This window comes from Micromonospora sp. NPDC023737, from assembly GCF_040639715.1.
In the GTDB taxonomy this organism is placed as follows: domain Bacteria; phylum Actinomycetota; class Actinomycetes; order Mycobacteriales; family Micromonosporaceae; genus Micromonospora.
In genome coordinates this window covers 209412-227948 of sequence record NZ_JBFAAL010000004.1, presented here as the reverse complement: position 1 = coordinate 227948, position 18537 = coordinate 209412, and the positions used below count along the sequence as shown (strand labels likewise).

At 71.8% G+C, this 18537-nt stretch carries 9 protein-coding genes (1 of these 9 cut by a window edge); 4 read left to right on the top strand and 5 right to left on the bottom strand.

Annotated elements, in window-relative coordinates; all coding sequences use genetic code 11:
• Positions 1-12 precede the first annotated feature (12 nt).
• Positions 13-768 carry a zf-HC2 domain-containing protein gene (locus AB0F98_RS12240; protein WP_357732966.1) on the top strand — a complete coding sequence of 252 codons (756 nt, stop codon included), beginning with the start codon at positions 13-15 and terminating at the stop codon, positions 766-768.
• Between the two features lie 93 nt (positions 769-861).
• Here AB0F98_RS12240 and AB0F98_RS12235 read toward each other — a convergent pair whose 3' ends face one another.
• Both AB0F98_RS12235 and AB0F98_RS12230 read right to left on the bottom strand, forming a co-directional pair.
• Positions 862-1413, bottom strand: a complete 552-nt coding sequence (locus AB0F98_RS12235) for a DUF5872 domain-containing protein (protein ID WP_357732963.1) — start codon at positions 1411-1413, stop codon at positions 862-864.
• Between the two features lie 194 nt (positions 1414-1607).
• Complete coding sequence (locus AB0F98_RS12230) at positions 1608-3524, bottom strand: glycerophosphodiester phosphodiesterase family protein (protein ID WP_357732960.1); 1917 nt, start codon at positions 3522-3524, stop codon at positions 1608-1610.
• Between the two features lie 210 nt (positions 3525-3734).
• Here AB0F98_RS12230 and AB0F98_RS12225 point away from each other — a divergent pair, with 210 nt between their 5' ends.
• Positions 3735-4103: a GntR family transcriptional regulator gene (locus AB0F98_RS12225; protein ID WP_357732957.1), complete on the top strand. Its 369-nt coding sequence runs from the start codon at positions 3735-3737 to the stop codon at positions 4101-4103.
• Positions 4100-5110: a hypothetical protein gene (locus AB0F98_RS12220; protein WP_357732954.1), complete on the top strand. Its 1011-nt coding sequence runs from the start codon at positions 4100-4102 to the stop codon at positions 5108-5110. Before AB0F98_RS12225 ends, AB0F98_RS12220 begins: the two co-directional genes overlap by 4 nt.
• A gap of 95 nt (positions 5111-5205) precedes the next feature.
• Here the strand turns inward: AB0F98_RS12220 and AB0F98_RS12215 are convergent, their stop codons facing one another.
• Together AB0F98_RS12215 and AB0F98_RS12210 are read right to left on the bottom strand one after the other, a co-directional pair.
• On the bottom strand, positions 5206-6252 hold the full coding sequence (locus AB0F98_RS12215; RefSeq protein ID WP_357732951.1) for an OmpA family protein: 1047 nt from the start codon (positions 6250-6252) through the stop codon (positions 5206-5208).
• A complete protein-coding gene (locus tag AB0F98_RS12210) occupies positions 6249-6698 on the bottom strand; it encodes a helix-hairpin-helix domain-containing protein (RefSeq protein WP_357732948.1) in 450 nt (149 codons plus the stop codon). The genes AB0F98_RS12215 and AB0F98_RS12210 overlap by 4 nt, the downstream gene beginning before the upstream one ends.
• Positions 6699-7140: 442 nt before the next feature.
• On the opposite strand from AB0F98_RS12210, the gene AB0F98_RS12205 reads away from it, so the two are divergent.
• Positions 7141-9966: a M36 family metallopeptidase gene (locus tag AB0F98_RS12205; protein ID WP_357732945.1), complete on the top strand. Its 2826-nt coding sequence runs from the start codon at positions 7141-7143 to the stop codon at positions 9964-9966.
• Positions 9967-10094: 128 nt separating this feature from the next.
• On the opposite strand, the gene AB0F98_RS12200 is transcribed toward AB0F98_RS12205, so the two are convergent.
• Positions 10095-18537: the final stretch of a hypothetical protein gene (locus AB0F98_RS12200; RefSeq protein ID WP_357732942.1), read on the bottom strand. The gene runs 19142 nt beyond the window's last position; the window shows 8443 of its 27585 coding nt (coding positions 19143-27585); its start codon lies beyond the right edge, outside the window; its stop codon occupies positions 10095-10097.

The following is an 18537-nucleotide window of genomic DNA, read 5'->3' as shown; positions in this document are numbered from 1 at the left end:
GACTACCGGTACATGAGGTGTGAGCAGTGGCGTGAGGTTCTGTCGGCGCAGCTCGACGGCGAAGAGACTCCCGCCGAGCGGGCGGCGGCCGAGACCCATCTGGCCGGGTGCGACGACTGCCGGACGTGGTACGACCGGGCCGCGGCGGTGACCCGTCGGGCCCGCCTCTCCGTCCCGACGGTCGGCCGCGATCTCACCGACGTGGTCCTGGCGGCGCTGCCCGCGCCCGCACCCGCGAAACGCGACAGGCGAAACCGGCTGATGCTCACGCTCAGAGGGGCGCTGGGCCTGGTCGGCGCAATGCAACTCATCCTGGGGCTGGCGCAGATCGGTCGCGGTGCCATCAGCGAACACCCGCACCCGGCGGGGGCGCTGGCGTCGGGGCACCTCTGGCACGAATCTGCGGCGTGGAACGTCGCCGTCGGCGCCGGGTTCCTCTTCGTGGCGGCCCGGCGCACCCCGCCCACCGGGCTGGTGCCCATGTTGAGCGCGTTCGTCGGCACGCTGGTGCTGCTGTCGGCCAACGACATGGTGACCGGTCGCGTCGAGGTGGCCCGGCTGGTCAGCCACGGGTTCCTGCTCGCTGGTTACGCGATCGTCATCGCGCTGTCCCGGCCTCGACTGCGCCCGGACGGACCCGCCCGCCGGGGACGCGACGACGAGGCCCACTGGCGTCTTCCGGCGGAGGGCGAGGCGGAGCCGCCGAACCTGCGGCTCCTGCCGCCCTATCCCGGCTCCGCGCACCATCGGGACCGCACGGCGGCGTGAGCGACGCGCCGGGTCGCCCGGTGCGTCGCCGGCCGGCGGGAAGCCGTTCCGGTTCCGGGGGGCCCGGAGGTCGCACGGGCCGGCGGGGAATGGTCAGCGCCTGTCGAGTTCCGATTCCAGCCGTTGGACGAGCGTCTTACGTCCCTTGCCGTCGCGCTCGCGCCGCAGCGCGGCCCTGAGCTGCCTCGTCTCGAGATGGGGGACACGCTTGACCGCCTCGGTGACCCGCAGGTCCAAGAGCCGGTCGATCGACGTGGTGTCGCTGCGCGCCCGTTTGGCCGGTCCGGTGTTTGAAACATACTGTTTGCCGGATCTGGACGCTCTTCTCTTCTTCGCATCGGTCGCGCGGCGCTCCTCGTCGGAAAGCTCTGCCCAGGCCCGTCTGGGCAGGTACCGACTCGTCTCGCCGTCCTTGCGCGCCCGCGTGCCGCCCTCTCTGGTCTGCCACTGCTCGTGACCCCAGCGCTGCAGATTCCGCTGCCGCTCGTCCCGTGGACCCTGGTAACCCCCGCCGCGCTTCTGGTACTCCTTCGTGAGCAGCTGCGACTTACGTGCCGACCACTGCCCCGGCCTGCCACCCTTGTCGGAGGCCTGGATCTCGTCCTTGATCTTCTGTCGCAGCTCGGGGTCCGTGTACCGCACCATGCCAGCGGGCTACCCCGGGCCGCGGAGCGTATGCCTGCACGCGATTCGCCGGCGCGTCGACTCGCACCGGCGCGAGCCTCTGCTCGCCTCCCGCAGGCGGGCCGGTGCGGCACGGATGGCCGAGGGCATCGCTGACCCGTGACGAGGAGTCCCCGCCGTCGGCATCGACGGCGGGGACTCCACTGTGGTGGAAGTCAGCGCAGCGCGAGAGTCCGGGCGTCGGCGGCGATGACGGCGGCGGCCTCGGCCGGTACGGTCTTGCCGGCCTGCCGGTCCACCCAGCCGGCCAGCTGTGCGTACTGGCCGTGCGCGAGCTTGACGCTCATCGTGTTGACGGCGGACTCCTCAGCTCCCGACGTGAGGATCAGGTAGCCGAGCCCGGCCTGATTGACCGTCACGGTGAAGGTGCTGGTCGCGGTCGCGGTGCCCTCGGGGCCGGTCACCTCCGCGCTGATGGTGTGCCGACCCGGCGTCAGCTTCGCCAGGTCGAGCTGGTGCCCGGCGGCCGACTTCTCGCCGTCCAGCGTGACGGTGACGCTGTCCGCGTTGGTCGCGGCGACCGCGATCACCGGGGACTGGGCCCGGTCGAGCCGCGCATTGTCGGCCGGCGAAGCGATCTCCACGGTCGGCTCGGCGGAGGCCCGCTGCATGAACGCGGAGTTCCAACCGACCAACTCCGACGCCCGGTTGGTGATGATCGCGTCCGTGCCGATCCGCTCCAGGCGCTGCCACAGGCTGGCGGAGTCCATCGTCCAGGCCATCACCGCGACCCCGGCGGCGTGCAGCGGAGCGATCACCTCCGGCTTGGCCAGCAGCGCGTTGCCGTCCGGGTTGTACGCGGTCAGGTGCAGCTCCTGGGAGATCGCCACCGGGTCGGCGTCGAGGCTGCTGCGCAGCAGGCCGAGCGGCAGCTCGGGGGCGAGCTCGTAGGTGTACTTGAGCGCGTCGACCTCGAAGCTCTGGACGAAGACCCGGCTCATCATCTGCTCGTCCCGGATCACCTGGATGATCGTTGCGACCTCGTCCTTGGTGTGCTTGCCCTTGATCTCCAGCAGCAGGTTGCCACCCCGGGTACGCAGGTCGGCGAGCTGCTCGGCGAGGGTCGGCACCCGCTCGCCGACGTACTGCGGACCGAACCAGGAGCCGGCGTCCAGCGCCTTGATCTGCGCGGCGGTCAGGTTGCGGATCTTCCCGGTCCCGTCGGTGGTCCGGTCGACGGTGTCGTCGTGCAGGATGAACGGGATCCCGTCCTTGCTCGGCTGGACGTCGTTCTCGATCCAGTCGGCGCCGCCCTTGCGCGCGATCTCCTGCGCGACCAGGGTGTTCTCCGGCGCGGCGGCGGACGCGCCGCGGTGCGCGATCACCGTGAACGGGCTGCCCTCGGGGCGGAGGTAGCCGTTCGGCGGCAGCTCGGTGACGAGGATGTCGTCGTACGAGACGGTGCCGCCGTTGACGAACAGCGCCTGGACGCCGTCGATGGAGCGCTGGAGGCTGCTGGTCCGCATCGTCTCGCGCCCGTCGAAGATCCAGCGGGCCTGGTTGCCGTGCACCTCGACCGCGACCCGCACATCCCGGCCGGTGCCGGCGGCGTACGGCGCGGAGGCGGTGTTCGTCACCACCCAGGCGTCGGCCGTGGTCCGTTGGGCGAACTCGAGACCGTTGGCGGCGGTGGTGCCGCTGCGCATGGTGGCGATCCACCATGGAGTGGCGCCGTCGGCCGGAACGTCGATGCCGAGCGAGGCCCAGCGGGTGGCGGCGGAGACCGACTCGAAGCGCATGGTCGCCTCGAACCGGAAGTCGTTCAGGTGCCGACCAAAGGTGATCTTGTTGTTCGCGCTCGCGCTGGCCGAGGTCCCGTACAGCCGGCCGTTCTCGACCTTCCAGGCTCCGTCGACCGCGTTCCAGCCAGCGGGCAGTGACCCGGAGGAGAAGTTCTCCGAGACGACGACATCGCCCGGTTCGGCGGCGGCGGGGGACGAGCCGGTGATGGCCATCGCGGCGGCGCCGCCGGCCACGGCGAGCGCGGCGGCGACGGCGACGGCGCGGGTACGCGTCACGGCGCGCCCCACGGCGGCACGGCCGAACGGTGAGGGTGCGGATGGGACAGTCATGGCCGGGACGCTACGGAGGGCATCCGAATCCGCCATCAATTGAGCGTGGCCACCGCCGTAACGCCAGGTGTACGCGACTCCGCCGTGCTCCGTCCCGGGTGGTCGAGCGGATCGCCGGTCTGCCCACTCTGGACGATCGGCTGATCGGATTCCTCGCCCGCGGTCGCCCGATTCCCTCCTGTGCTGTAGTTGTTCTAGTAGTATGCGAACATGTTGTTCAGTGTTGTGCCGGAGAGCGGGATGCCGCTGGCCGAGCAGATCGCCGCCAGCGTGCGCCGTGCGCTGGTTGATGGATCGGTACGGCGTGGCGACCGGCTGCCGGCGGCCCGGGAACTCGCCGACACCTTGAACGTCAACATGCACACCGTGTTGCGGGCCTACGCGGCGCTGCGTGACGACGGGCTGATCGAGCTGCGGCGCGGCCGTGGCGCCGTCGTGACCGGCGCGGCGCCCCGGGAGCAGGCGCAGGTGATCGAGTGGGTGCGGCGGCTGGTGGCCGACGCGCGACGCGCCGGCGTCGGCATGGACGAGCTGGTCGCGCTGGTGCGCAAACAGTATGCGAAGGAGGCAGGCGGATGAGGACAGCACGTTGGATTGCCGGGATCGGTCTCTTGCCGGCGGCGCTGCTCGGCGGTGCCACGGCGGTGACGCTGGCGTGGCGGGGGCGCGTGCCGGATCGCCTGCCCAACCAGGGCGGCGTCGGCGACCGGCCGGTGCTGACGACGATTCCGGTCGACACCCTGACCGCGATCCTGATCGGGGTGGCCGTCGCCGCGTGGATCGCCGGACTCGTCGCCTTCCTCGCGGCCGGCTGGCTGCCCCGGAGACCCCGGCACTGGCTGCGCGCCGGCACGCAGGTCGCGGTCGCCGCCGTGGCCGGCGCGGTGCTGACGATTCTGTTGATGGTGCTGAACTCGGCGCTCGACGCGGCAAGCGCCGCCGACGTACACGTCTCCTGGGCCTACTTCGCGGCGACCATGATCCTGCCGGCCGCGGCCGCCGTGATCTCGGGTCTCGTGGCGTTGCTGCTGGCCGGCCGGGTCCCGGCCGGGCGAGACGATTCCCACGAGCCTCTTACCGTCACCGCGGCGGAGCCCACCGGGCCGGCCGCGGAGCGCGACGCCGAGCGACTGCTCTGGTGGGAGTCGCGTTCCCTGCGTCCGGTGGTGTGGGCGGCGGCCGCGCTCGCGCTCTCCGGTCCACTGCTCGCCACCGTGCTGGTGCCCTTCGTGGGCATGCCCGGCTGGGCGGGGCTGGCGTCGACCGTGACCGCACCCATCCTGCTGCCGTTCGCTCGTTACCGGCTCGCCATCGACGCACGGGAGGTCCGTTTCGCCTTCGGTCTGTACCGATGGCGGCTGCCGCTCGCCGCCATCGCCTTCGCGGAGGAGGCCCGCCTGGACGCGTCGACCTGGCTCGCCCGCGGGATGCTGCGTGGCGCGACCGACCCCACGCTGCCGCTGCTCCCCGGCCGGGTGTTGGCCCTCCGGTTGACCGACGGCACCCGACGCCTCGTCACGTGCCGTGACGTCCGCACGGCGGTCGACACGGTCAACACCCTGCGCGCCCGGGTGGCCGCCGGATGAGTCGCCGCCGTCCGGACCCCGGTGCCGGGCACCGGGGTCCGGACGGCACGTCGCCGTCAGCCGTGGCCGCCCGCCGTCGGGCGCACGGCCGGCTCTCAGGTGTCGTTGTCCGTCGGCGGGGACGTGACGGTGGCGAGCAGTTCGACCCGGCGATTATGCGCCCGGCCGCTGGCGGTGACGTCGGGGACCTCGAGGCGGGTCTCGCCGTATCCCTCGGCGCTCAGCCGGTCGGCGGTGACACCATGCCCGACCAGGAAGTCCCGCACCGTACGGGCGCGGGCGTGGCTGAGGGCGAGGTTCGACTCGGCCGAACCGGTGGAGTCGGTGTGACCCTCGATGCGGACCCGCACGCTCGGATTGAGCTTGAGGATCCTGGCCACCATCACCAAACTCGTCCGGGAGTCGGCGCTGAGTGAGTCGCCGCCGGAGGCGAACGTGAGCCGTGGCAGCTCGCTCAACTGTCGTTGAACGTCAGGAATCTCGATCCGGTCGACGACCAGGGCCCCGGTGTGCCGGGCGGCCGTGCGCACCGCGTTCCTGCGCAGCTCGGAGGGGACGGCTCCGGTGAGGGACAGGGTCCCGCCGCCCAGCTCGACCCGGGCGCGGTGAGCGTCTCGGCCGAACGCGCGGAGCACGTCCGGCAGGCCGGCGAGCGCCGCGTCGCCCACGCTCGGGTCGACGGTGAGGTCGTCGTCGGCGGTGCCGGAGACCGCCGTCGCCGCCTCGACCAGCGCGGTCCGGGAGTCCACGGTGGGTACGGTGCCCCGCAGGGACGCGGTGTCGTGGCCCAGGGCCACCACCACGGTGGGTGGCACGGGGACCGGCTCCCGCGACGCCGCAGGCACCTCGGACTCGACGGTCCGTACGCCCTCCAGCGCCTGGACGACGTCCAGTGCCCGGGTCGCCTCGGCGGCCGAGCCCGCCGTCAGTCTCCCGTCGCGCCCGGTGAAGGTGACCCGCACGTCGGAGAGGCCGGCCGCACGGAGCGCCACCGTGGAGCGCTCGGTCAGGTCCGTCTCCATCCGGTGCCGGTTCGGCAGCTGCTGGGCCGTGACGAGCACGGCCAGGCCGAGTATTGCCACGATCAGCGCGACGATCGGGTTGATCCGGCGCCCGCGGCTCGGGAGAGGAGTCTTCGTCATCGGTCCCGTCCCGCCGTCTGCGCCTGTGCCGCCGCGTCGACGTCCCGGCCGGCCACCAGTCGCTCGGTGAGTTCGAGGAAGCCGGCTTCGTCGCCGTCGGCGAGCAGCCGGGCCTGGCGCCCCCACGTGACGAGGCTGGGAGCGAAGGTGAGCCCGGCGGCCTCGATCGCCGCGCGCCGGGTGTCGTCGTCGGTGTCGGCGAGCTGGCCGAAGGTGTGGATGCCGGCGGCACGCAGCGCGGCCGCCATCTTCGGGCCGATGCCCTCGATGCGCTCCAGCTCGTCGTGACCGGTGCGGGCGCGTTCGGCGGGCGTGGGCGCCGTCGTGGCGGCGCCAGTCGAGGTCGGGTCCGGTTTCCGGTTGCCCCAGAGGAGCCAACCGACGAGCAGCCCAAGCAGGAACGCTGCCAGGATGATGAGGAGCGACTGGTTGATGAACCAGGCCACGTGAGGCCTCCAAGAAGGAACGTACGGGATGCGGTGCCGCAGCTCGGGCGGGAGGAGACGCGTCGTTCGGGTCGCGAGACGGCGACCGGCACGGACGTGGTCGCCGGGACCGTCCCGAGCGCGGACTGCGCGACATCCTATGTGGACAGTGAGGGCCGGAAAGCGGCGAACCGGCCGGCCGGCAGGTGCGGCGGCCGTGGCGACGAGCCATCGGGGCCGGCTGCCCCCTGCACCGGCCACGACAGGCGTAGGAGTGACTTCCTTCGATGTTGCGCCACGTGTCGGATGAACGGCCCACGGGTCGCGCCGTAGCGTCGATGCATTTCGTACCGGCGTGGTCGCCGCACGTGACTGCCGGGTGGTCGCCGTGGGAGCTGGGCGGCGCACCGCGACGGCGGCCCACGGGCGGTGGAAACCCGGCACCGACCCCCGAAGGAGCAACGTGCCCCTACAACCGTTCCGTAGGCGACGCCATGCCGCGTTGTTGCTGTCCACGGCGCTCGTCGCGTCCCTGACCCCGCTGGTCGCGCAGCCCGCCTGGGCCGAGCCGGACGAAACCGTCCCGGGCAATGCGGCCTTCCTCACCGGCCCGAACGACGGCGCGCCGAACGAGATCGCCGTCAGCTACCTGCGGGCGCATCCGGCCGAACACGGCGTAGCCGCCGCCGACCTCTCGGACCTCGCGGTGGCCTCCAGCTACACCAGCCGGCACAACGGTGTGACCCACGTCAATCTGGCCCAGCGCCACAAGGACCTGGAGATCTTCGGCGCCACCGCCACCGTCAACGTGGCTCGCGACGGCAGCGTCGTCTTCGTCGGCGACTCACTGGTCACCGGGCTGTCCGACACGGCCACCAAGGTCGCCGCGGTGGACGCCGTCGAGGCGGTGCGGGCGGCGGCAGACGGCCTCGACCTGCCCCAACCCGCCACCCCGCGGGTGATGAGCCGTAGCGCTGGTACCGCGCAGCGCACCGTCGTCTCCGGCAGCGGCATCTCCGAACAGCCCATCCCGGCGAAGCTGGGCTGGCAGCCCACCGACAAGGGGCTGCGTCTCGCCTGGCAGTTGGTGATCGACGACTCCACCGACGTCCACCTGTGGAATGCCACGGTCGACGCCGAGACCGGGGAACTGCTCGCCGTCGACGACTGGACCCACCAGGACGCCCCGGCCGAACTCGCCGCCACCCTCGGCCGCCGGGAGGCGCCGACCCCGACGCTCGCCACCACGAACGTCCCGGCTACGAGGATCACCCCGCCGAACCCGGTCGACGACGGGTCGAGCTACCGCGTCTTCGAGTTCCCGAAGGGCGACCCGAACGACGGCCCGCAGAGCCTCGTGACCAACCCGGCCGACGGGGACGCCTCGCCGTACGGGTGGCACGACACCGACGGCGCGCCGGGCGCCGAGTACACCACCACCCGGGGCAACAACGCGCATGCCTACACCGACCAGGACGCCAACAACCAGGTCGACCCGGGCAGCCCGGCCGACGGCGGAGCCGGCCTCACCTTCAACTTCCCGGCCGACCTGAACGAGCACCCGCAGACCTACAACCAGGCCGCCGTGGTGAACCAGTTCTACTGGTGCAACGTCGTGCACGACCTGACCTACCGGTACGGCTTCGACGAGGCGTCCGGCAACTTCCAGGTCAACAACTACGGGCGGGGCGGCAACGGCGGCGACGACGTGCAGTGCGAGGCGCACGACGGCTCCGGCCAGAACAACGCGAACTTCTCCACCCCGGCGATGGACGGTGGCCGCCCGCGGATGCAGATGTTCCTCTGGCCGGGCAACCAGTTCGGCCTGCCCAACGCGGTGACGATCGACGCGGGCTCCGCCGCTGGTACCTACGAGGCGGAGTACGCGCGGTTCACCCCCGCCCCCACCAGCGCCGGGTTCGCCGGTCAAGTGGTGCAGGTGGACGACGGTGTCGGAACCAACGGTGACGGCTGCACCCCGTACACCCTGCCCGGCGGCGCCATCGCCGTCGTCGACCGCAGCAGCTCCTGCAACTACCACACCCAGGTCGTCAACGCCGAGACGGCGGGCGCGGTCGCTGTGGTGGTCGTCAACAACGCCGCAGGCGCGCCGGTGGTGATGAACGGCTCGATGGACCCGGCGGTCGGTATCCCCGCCGTCATGGTGAGTCAGGCCGACGGAGCCGGCATCAAGGCCGGCCTGCCGGCCACGGGCCGGGTGCAGCGCAACCTGGACCGCCCCGCGATGCGGGACGCCTCGTTCCGCTCGGAGACGATCTTCCACGAGTACGGCCACGGCGTGTCCAACCGGCTGACCGGTGGCCCGACGGTCAACTGCCTGACCGGAGAGGAGCAGATGGGGGAGGGGTGGAGCGACTTCCTCGCGATCTCCTCGCTGCTCAACCCCGCCATCGACGACCCGGACAACGCGCGTGGCTACGGGCAGTACGCCCTGTTCCAGGACAGCCGGGTGGGCCCGGGAATCCGGCCGCGGCCGTACTCGCGGAACATGGAGATCCAGCCGTTCACCTACGACAGCATCAAGACCGGCGGCTGGCTGGACGGCACCTCGCTGGCCGCGCCGCACGGCATCGGGCACGGTTGGGCGGCCGTGTTGTACGACATGACCTGGGACCTCGTCGACCGGCACGGGTTCAACCCGAACGTCTACGAGCCCTGGAACACCGGCGGCAACAACCTCGCCCTCCAGTTGGTGATCGACGGCCTCAAGATGCAGGGCTGCGGCCCCGGCTTCGTGACCGGGCGCAACGCCATCATCGCCGCGGACGCCGTGCTCACCGGCGGCGAGAACGCCTGCACCCTGTGGGCGTCCTTCGCCCGCCGCGGCCTCGGCTACAGCGCCGTGCAGGGCACCACCGGACGTAACGACAACACCGAGGCGTTCGACACCCACCCGTCCTGCCGGGCCGACTTCATCGGCCTGGCCGCGCAACCGGCTTTGAACACGGTCGACGCCGGTGACGCCGTACCGATGAAGTTCCAGCTGGCCGGCAACCGCGGCCTGGACATCCTCGCGAGTGGCTCGCCGTACTCGCGGCTGGTCGACTGCGACACCCTGCAGACCGTCGGACCCGACGGCGCCGTCACCCCCCGACCTCTCCCGGTGGCCGCCCGCAACCCGGGCGGGTCGAAGATGTCGGTGAACGCCAAGGGCCGGTACAACTACCCGTGGAAGACCGACCCGGCCTGGGCCGGCACCTGCCGTGAGTTCGTCATGACCCTCGACGACGGCTTCCAGTACCGCGCCTACTTCAAGTTCAACGGCTGACCCGGCACATCCGAAGACGGAGGGAGCGTCCCGGTCGGGGCGCTCCCTCCGGCGGTAACACCGGGTCGTCGCCGGCGACGACCCGGTCCGAACAGCGCGCCTGCGGGGCTTGCCGACGGCGACCGACGTTAGATCTCCGGATCCTCGTCGCGTACCGCGTGGCCCGTGGGATCGATGCGCAGACGGACCTGGCTGCCGTCGGCGAAGGTCACCGTGAGGTGCACGTATCGGTGCAGGTTGCGTGCGATCAGTCGGGCGGTGAGCAGCGGGTCGTACGTCTCGGGGGCGAACCCGTCGGGCGGGGTGAGCGAGGCGTCGTACTCGTGCACCAGGTCGATCAGGTCGGCGGTGCGGTCGCGCAGCGCCTCGATCTGCGACGGCGGTGGCGACGCGACGCCGGCCATCTGCCACATGAGCTGGTAACGAGCCTCGCCGCGCTGCTGCCGCAGCCGCTCGGCCGCGGCGCGGTCGTGCGACTGGAGCCGGTCGATCGCCCACTCCTCGACGACCAGGTAGCGCTCGTAGACCTGGCGGGAGACGGAGGAGGAGAGGACGACCTGGTTGGTGCGGGCGTGGCCGCGGAGGTAACGGGAGATCTCCTCGGCGACGGCCAGGTGGTCCCCACCGCCCCGTAGCGCCCCGCTGAACAGCTGGTCCAGGTTGTGGCGGGGGGTGTGTGCGTCGGGTCGGGGCCAGGCGCTCGGGTCGGTCGCCGGACCCGGTTCCGGCGAGCCCTCCAACTGCTCCAGCAGGTCGACCACCTCGTAGCCGAAGAGCTGGGCGTAGACCGGGCCCATGATGCGGTCGCTGACGAACCTGCCGTTGGGCACGTTGTTCTCGGTGCGGTCCGCCTCGAGATGACCCACGAACCGCATCTCGACCGCGTAGAGCCGTCCCTGCTGCTTGAGGTGCTGCTCGTAGCGGTAGTTGACGGTCTGCCCGATGCCGTCTCCGCGCGGCGCGACGCGGGACTGCTCGGTGCTCAACCCACTGCTGTGCGTGTGCGCCGGATCGGTCGGGGGCGCGGCGTCGTTGACCCCGAGCGGCTGACCCTGGTTGACGCCGCCCACCGCTGCCGCGCGCAGGTGGCTCCGGTTGGCGCTGACGCTCGTACCGGCCTGGTCCTTCGCGTACCGTCCCGTGCCGCTGCCCACGATGGGGTAGAGCACCTTGAGGTGGTAGAGGTCGCCCACCAGATACAGGCTGGCCCGGGTCCTGGCGCGGCCGGGTAGGAAGATGTCGTCCGCGAGCTTGTGGCGGCCGCCCGCCACCGCCTTGTGCAGGAAGTTGCTGAGGTGGCTCGGCGAGAGCAGCGGTTGCAGGGTGACCGCCGAATGCAACGTGGCGTCGTTGGCTTCGGTGCCGAACAGCCGGCCCAGCAGGTCCCATCCGACGGCGAGCGCGTCGTCGAGCCGGGCGCTGACGATGTACTTGTCGCCCGGCAGCCGCGTGAGCGGCCTCAGGTCGCTCTCGTCGAGCGAACCCGGCAGGCGGCGGGCCTCGGCGATGCTGTGTGGCAGCTTCAGCACCAGCTCGCCGTCGAAGCTGCGCCGTACCGGCTCGTCGCGCCCGGTCACGTGCCGGTAGAAATCGGCGAGCAGGTTCTTGATCGGCCGGTTGGCCAGGTTGAGGCGGACGACCTCGATGTCGAACGTGACGGATGAGCGGGCGCGGTAGTGGGCCACCCAGTCGTAGACGGTCTGTTCCTCGGTGCTCTGGTGCGACTGGGTCACGCCGGAGCTGGTCCCGCCGGAGAAGTTGACGTCGGCGGCACCACCGGTGTTCGAGGTGTTCCCGGCGCCACCGAAACCGGTCTTGGCCGGCGAGAAACCGTAGGAGAAGCTCGACGACCGGCTCTCACTCTGCCCGCTGTGCGCGTGGCTGTAGTTCTCGATGCCGGTCTTGTTGACGAAGTCGAAGATCTCCGGCCGGGAGTTCAGCGTCAGATGCAGTTTGATCTCCACCGCGTCGGAGAGGAGCGGACCGACCCGGTTGGCAAGGAGCAGCGTGGCACCGTGCACCTGCACCAGATCCTCGATCATCGGGTGCAGTCGGGTGCCCGAGAAGAGACCGTCGATGAGGTCGAGGCCACCGACGAGTCTTCCCATGACCGCCTTCTCGCCGACGACGCGGCGGTACCACAGCTCCAGACCGCTCCGGCCCGCCTTGTTCGGGGTCCACTGCGTACGGTGGGCACCGAGCAGACCGGGGGCCGCCTTCTCGATCGCCTCACGCAGCATCTCGATCGGGCGGATCGCCCGCCGAGCGGGCGGGGGTCCGTCCTGCGTGCCCGCCGCGCCGGTGGTGCCCGCCGGGCCGGTGGCACCGGACGTACCGGGCGCGTCGGCCGCCGGGGCGGGCCGGTAGAACGTCAACGAGTGGATGCCGCTGTGCCCGAGGGCGACCGGGCCGTCCGGATCCAGATAGTTGGGGATGTTCAGCTCGTCGACGCTGTTCAGACCGAGTTCGAGCAGTCGGTTGCTGAGCGCGTCGTGGGTGGGGTCGGCCAGCAGGCCCCGCAACGCCGCCCGCTCGTCCCGGTACCGGTCCTCCGCCAGCCCTTCCGACTCCCGGTCCATCCGGTCCAGAACAGCACGTACCACCTCGGTGTTGAGTTCGAGCAGTTCCTCCGGGTCCCCGTTACCGTCCTTCCACCGCCGGAGCGCGTCCATCAGCTGGTCGTGGTCGACGGGCAGATGGCCCTCGCCGTAGCGGGCCAGCGCCTCGGGCTCCGGAAGCAGGTAGACCATCGGACGCTGACCGACATGCTCCGAATCGGGACGGTCCACCCCCGTGGGTCGGAGCTTCCCGTGCGACTCACGCACTCCGCTCACGGTGAGGTCGACGGTGCTCAGGAAGGCGTACGCGCGGTGGAAACTCAGTTCCAGGACCTCCTTGCCCCCCGTGCGCGACATGGACCTCGACTTGTTCGAGCCGACCCTGAACCAGGCGGAGCTCTGGCCGGTGACGGAGGCGAGATTGTCGACGTCGGTCAGCGGGACGCGCAGCGTGTCGTCGCCCGAGAACCTGATGCCGTGACCGCTGCTGTGCGAGTGGGACGTCTGGGACAGGGACAGCTTGATGAGACCGGCGACGAACTTGTCGGCGGTCGCGCCCACGAACGCGCTGGGGCCGAGCGCACCATGCACCCCGAGCGCACCCTGCTTGTGGCCGAAGAACCCGGACTTGAAGAAGTTCTCCGACGAGTACTCGTCGTGCAGGACCTCCTTCAGGTAGGACCGCACCGAGGTGGTGCTGACGAAGTTCGCCACGTCCTCGTCGCCCGGCTGGCCCGGGCCGGTCAGCGTGGGCTGGAGGTCGCGCGCCGCCCGGAGCAGGCCGGTGGCGTCCACGTAGTAGATGACCGCGTGCTCGATCACGCTCAGGTCGGTGGGCCGGCCCGCCGGGGTCGCCGCGAGGCGCTGCGTGTTGATCGTGGGAATGAGATGGACGGTCGACGTACCGGCGACCTCGCCGCTGTTCCAGGTGCGCCCTGTTGTCGCATCCCGGAGTCGACCCGCCCGCGACACGTCGGCACCGCGGGACCGGCGCACCGCCGCGTCCGGCCCCCGCCGGCGGATCCGGTGGCCGTACTCGACGCGGACCCGGAACCGGCTCGGCAAGCGGTACTCGTGCGAGGCGCCCGGGTACTCCAGCAGCTGAGGCTCGTTGAGCACCAGGCCGGCGGTCTGCGACGCGCCCTTCGTGCGGGCGTACTCCAGCCCGACGCCCCAGGTCTGCATCAGCCGCACCCCGGCGGAGAAACGCGCACCGACCGAGAACGTCCGCGACCCGCTCGCGGTGTACGAGCCCGCGCTGCCGCCGATCGACAGGTTCACGAGGTGGTACTCGTTCGTCCGCCGTTGCAGGTGGGCGGAGTTGTTGTTCTCGCCGAGCCGGCCCAGCGTGGCCGGGTCCTGCGTCGCCTCGATGGTCACCCGGGCCTGCCGCAGCCGGCCGTCCTTCGGGGCGCCACGCAGGGTGAACGAGAAGCCGTCCTGGTGGAGCTGGTCGTAGAAGGCGGAGAAGGCGTTGCTGGAGACGAACTTGTTGACGTCGGAGAGGTTCGCGAACCGGCTGTTGCGGCCAATGCGCAGGTCACCGCCGAGCTTCGGGTTCTTCGCGAACGGGTGCCGTGCCCGGTGCGGGACGTAGCCGGTGCGGCGCAGCTCGGCCAGGATCTGCCGACGCAGCCGTGCGGCGACGTCGTCGTCGACCTTGGCCAGCCCCATGCCGATGCCCCGCCCCCGTGCCACGTGGTGCGGCAGGATCGCGTCGTGCAACTCGCTCGCCGGCGTGCTGCCGTCGTCGATCAAACCGGGGGCGTACGGCACGGTCGCCGTTCCGGGCGGCAGCGGCCGCCGGAACGCGGTGACGTCGACCGGATACCCGTGCGCGAACGCGAGCGGCACCGGAAGGCGGAAGAGGACAGTGCCGGTGACACCGGTGATGCGTCGCGGCTCCGCGTTGGGCCGGGTGGGCGTGTGCAGATCGACGAAGAGCCGCACGCGCTCCTGTTGGGCGCTGGTCGGGCCTACCCATCGTGATACGTGCACCCAGATGCCGGTACGTCCGGCGTTGATCGCGTCCTGGTTGGTCCAGCTCCAGCCGAACCCGACACTGGGCCCCAGCACCAGCCCCGGCAGGGGTACGAAGTTGAGCTCGCCGTTGACCCGCACGTCGCTCTGGTTCGCGAGACTCGAGTTCCCGCTGTGCGCGATGATCGCGGTGCTGACCCGCTCGATGTGCGACTTGTCGCTGGTGGCACCCTCGCGGCGGGCCGTGCCCGGCACCCGGCTGGCGTGCACGTTCAACGTCGCGACGACGTCGCCGTTCTTGTCGTGCAGTGTGATCGGGTAGCCCTCCTCCCGATCGTTGATCGCCGCGTCGAGGTTGAGGCTCAACTTCCACAGGACCTGCCGCAGCTCACGCCGCTCCGGTCCGTCCGCGGCCAGCTCCACGCCCATGTCCCGCAGCCCGGTCACGATCTGGTGGTAGAGCTCGGGTAGCCCGGTGAGCCCGGTGGCGCGGTACGTGTCCGGAATCTGCTGTTGCCGAGCCTCGAACTCCGCGCGCAGCCGCTCCTCGGTGGGTCGCGCCGCGGTGACCTGTGGCTTGCCCTCCTCCAGGTAGTGGTGGGGGATCCACACCTCCATGGTTTCCTGGCCGGTCGGATACTCGTCCGCGCTGGACCATTCCGGCGGGGTGTCCGCCCAGGTGGGCGAGGTGTACTTGCGCCCACGCAGCGTCCACTTCGAAGCGTCGGTGCGTACCCGCAGTGTCCAGTTCGGGGTGTACGAGACCAGCGTCGAGTCGATCCGGTTGTCCTCCACCCGGCCCGACTCGGCGTCCTTGACGTTGGTCGTGCTGCGGTCGACCTTGTTCGCCGTGCCGGAGAGGTTCACGCCGAACCGGACCACCTGCAGCAGACCCGGCGCGATGCCGACACCGACACTGAACCCGATGCCGCCCCGTAGCGCACCCGCCTGCCCGCTGTTGGTGTGGGAGGTGCCGCCGGTGTTGAAACCGCCGGTGGTCGCCTGGTTCGCGTGGAGGATCTTCTTCGGGTCCTCCGAGGCGCTGCGGCCCTTGCCCTTGAGGTCCGCGCCGGTCGTCGTGTCGTCCTCGACGTCCCAGTCGTCGATCGGCGGGCGTGCCGGGTGCGCGTAGGCGGGATCCGGCGCGAGCGCGGGGTCGGTCGGGTCGAGCTGGACCAGCACCTCCACCGCGCCGATCTGGACGAGGTGGCCGCCGCCGACGAGCTCGTGGTAGTTGCTGAGCAGGCGGGCGGGCAGCACCGCCCGCTCGTTCTCCGGCACCTCCACGCCTCGGGCGACTACGGCCGCCACGATCCGGTCGGCCACCTCGTGGAGGTAGGGCAGGGTCCGGTGCGGGATGCCGATGGTGTGCACGATCGAGCCCGGCTCCGGTGGGCGCACCGTCGCCGCCTCCGGCCGGCTGCCGGCCGCCTCCGGCGAACTTCCGTCCCGCTTCGGTGCCGCGTCGGTGGGGTCGCCCTCGACCAGAGCGGGCCGGCGGATCGCGTCGTGCCGATCGGAGGCCGGCACGGTGGGCATCACGTGGCCGTCCTCGGTCACCACCAGACGCAGCACCGGCGCGTCGGTCAGGTCGAGGGCGGCGGTCCGGTTGCGCGGCACCACCTGGACCCCGTCGGGGTGGATCAGCTCCACCCGTACCCCGAGGACCTGCGCGAGGGCCTGCGCGATCCGCCTGGGCGTGTGTTCGGGCAGCGGGGTTCCCGGCGTGGCGAGCCTCCTGATCCAGTCCAGGACGGGGTCTCGTCGTACCCCGAGGACCTGAGGCGAGAGGCCCAGCAGGGGAGCGGCGGTGCCGCCGGTGGCCGCCAGGTCCGCCTGCAGCAGCGTGGCCAAGGCGTGGCGCAGCGCCGGCGCGGTCCACCCGGCGAGCCCGGACAGCCCCGGCTGCCCGTGCGCGGCGGACTGCAGCAGAGCCTCGAACAACGCGTCGTGGCCGGGCTCGGTCCACACCGCGCGCGCGCCGGCCTCGGCGAGCCGGGCCACCTGAAAGTCGGAAAGCCGGTTCACGGTCGTCGAGCCCGGCGGCAGCAGGCTCCAGCCGGCCGGGTCCGGCGCGGGTGGTGTGGGGGCCGCCGCCGTGGCGGCCCGGGTCCGGCTCAGCAGTTCGGCGAGGTCGTCGCCGGTCGGGGTGGCAGTGCCGGCCAGCGCGTCCGGCAGCGCGGCGGCGGCCACCTCGGGTGCCGGGAAGGGCGAGTCGGCCTCGTCGCCGAGGATGCTCTGGAGGAACAGGTTCAGCAAGCCGAACGAGGCGACATCGCTGGGCAGGTGGTCCGTCGCGCCGCTGGTCTGGGTGAGCAGGACCTGGTCGGCGTCGGCCCGCAACAGTGCCGGCATGCCGCTGCGGGGTGCGGTGGCGAGCAGCTCGCCGTCGTCGGTGGCGACCAGGAGCAGGGCGCCCCGCTCGTCGGCGATGGTGCCGTTGACGATGGTCTCGCCGTTGGGAAGGACCACCGCGATCGGGCGCTCGATCAGGTTGGCGGTGAGCGTGAGCATCGCACGGAGCTTCCCGTCCTGCCCGTCGCCGAGGTCCAGCGCGGCGAGGATGGCCGCGGGCACCCGGTCTGTCGGCAGGCCGTTGCCGATCCAGGTGGTCACCGCGCGGACGGTCGTCTCGTCGGTCGGGTCCAGGCCGATCCGGGGGCCTGGGGTTCCGTCGCCCCGTAGCTCAGCCAGGAGCATTCCCGCGATGGTGGTCGGCCACGCGTCCGGGTGCTGGCGGGCGAGCAGGTCGCCGCCGGGCAGTTGGTAGTGGGTGAGGGTGGCGGCGATCGTGGCGAAGAGCGTGTCCTCCTGGGCCACCACCGCGCGCAGCCCGAAGCTGTCGAGGACGTCCGCGGCGGGGCGGGCGAGCGATCCCGGCCGGGTGGCCCAGGAGAGGTGGTCCGCTACCGGCTGCCCGACGTCGCCGGTCAGGGCGGGCAGCGCGTTCGCCCGGAACGCCTGGTAGGCGTCCAAAGCGCCGGTGGCGTCGGTGACGGTCAGCGTGCTACCGGGCGGCAACGCCGAGGGCTGGGCCGAGGTGGGGCTCGCCGACGGCTGCGAGCTGCCGGCCGGACGTGCGGGCTCGGGACGGGCAAGACGTGCGGCCGGTCGGGGCTTACGTTCCCTGGCGCTCGCGCCCGTGGTGTCGCGCGCGGTGAACCGCCGGGTCCGGCGGGCCCGGCGTCGTCCCCCCGGTGCCGGGTCCGAGGACGCCCGCGACGGTTGCGACCGGACGTCCTCCTCCGGGGTCCAGGGATCCCAGCGCTGGTCGCTCAGGCCGTCCCGGCCAGTGGTGCGGCTGGGATCGTGTTCGCCCGCCGGCACGCCGACCCAGATCCGCGCCCAGTCCCGGCCCGGACCGTGACCGAACGGACCGGCACCGGCCAGCGGCGTGGTCGCGACGCGGCTGGTGAGCACGATCCCGCTGTTCGCCCCGGCGTGCCTGGTCAGCAACTCTTGCAGGGTCGCGGTGAGTCCGGCCGCGCGGGAGTCGGCGATCCGCCCGCCCGGCCCCCGGCGGGTTCCGTCCGCGCCGGGACGTACGGGCAGTAACTGTTCGACGAGCCGGTCGACGAGCCGGGTGCTCCGGCCCGGCCCGACCTCCACGTGCAGACGCAGCGGCGGAAGCCCCTCGTCGGCCCGGCGAGCGGCCTCGGCGGCGATGGAGCGGACGAAGGCGTCCAGCTCGGCCCGGTTGGCCCAGGCGAGGTCGACCGTACCCGGATCGAAGGCGAACGTGGCGTCGAGATCCCGCCGGAACGGTGGGGCGGGCAGGGGCGCCGGCCCCTCCCGCAGGAACCGGTCGATGAGATCGCCCGCCAGGCTTTCGGTCTCGTGCCGCTCGAGGTGGTCGTTCGTTCGCAGCAGGTCGACCACCCGGTCGGCCAGTTCGGCGCGCTGCACCGGTGCGAGGGTGTCGACGGTGGCGGTGACGCCCGGCTGCCGCTGCCGTTCCCCGATCACCTCGTCCGCCCACCGCCGGTACCGGCGCAGGTCGGCCGGGGGCATGGCGGCCAGCCGTTGCCGGACC

Coding starts and splice junctions, on each gene's coding strand:
- AB0F98_RS12230 (WP_357732960.1), bottom strand. CDS start 3,524: ATGACTGTCCCATCCGCACCCTCACCGTTCGGCCGTGCCGCCGTGGGG.
- AB0F98_RS12235 (WP_357732963.1), bottom strand. CDS start 1,413: ATGGTGCGGTACACGGACCCCGAGCTGCGACAGAAGATCAAGGACGAG.
- AB0F98_RS12225 (WP_357732957.1), top strand. CDS start 3,735: ATGTTGTTCAGTGTTGTGCCGGAGAGCGGGATGCCGCTGGCCGAGCAG.
- AB0F98_RS12220 (WP_357732954.1), top strand. CDS start 4,100: ATGAGGACAGCACGTTGGATTGCCGGGATCGGTCTCTTGCCGGCGGCG.
- AB0F98_RS12215 (WP_357732951.1), bottom strand. CDS start 6,252: ATGACGAAGACTCCTCTCCCGAGCCGCGGGCGCCGGATCAACCCGATC.
- AB0F98_RS12240 (WP_357732966.1), top strand. CDS start 13: ATGAGGTGTGAGCAGTGGCGTGAGGTTCTGTCGGCGCAGCTCGACGGC.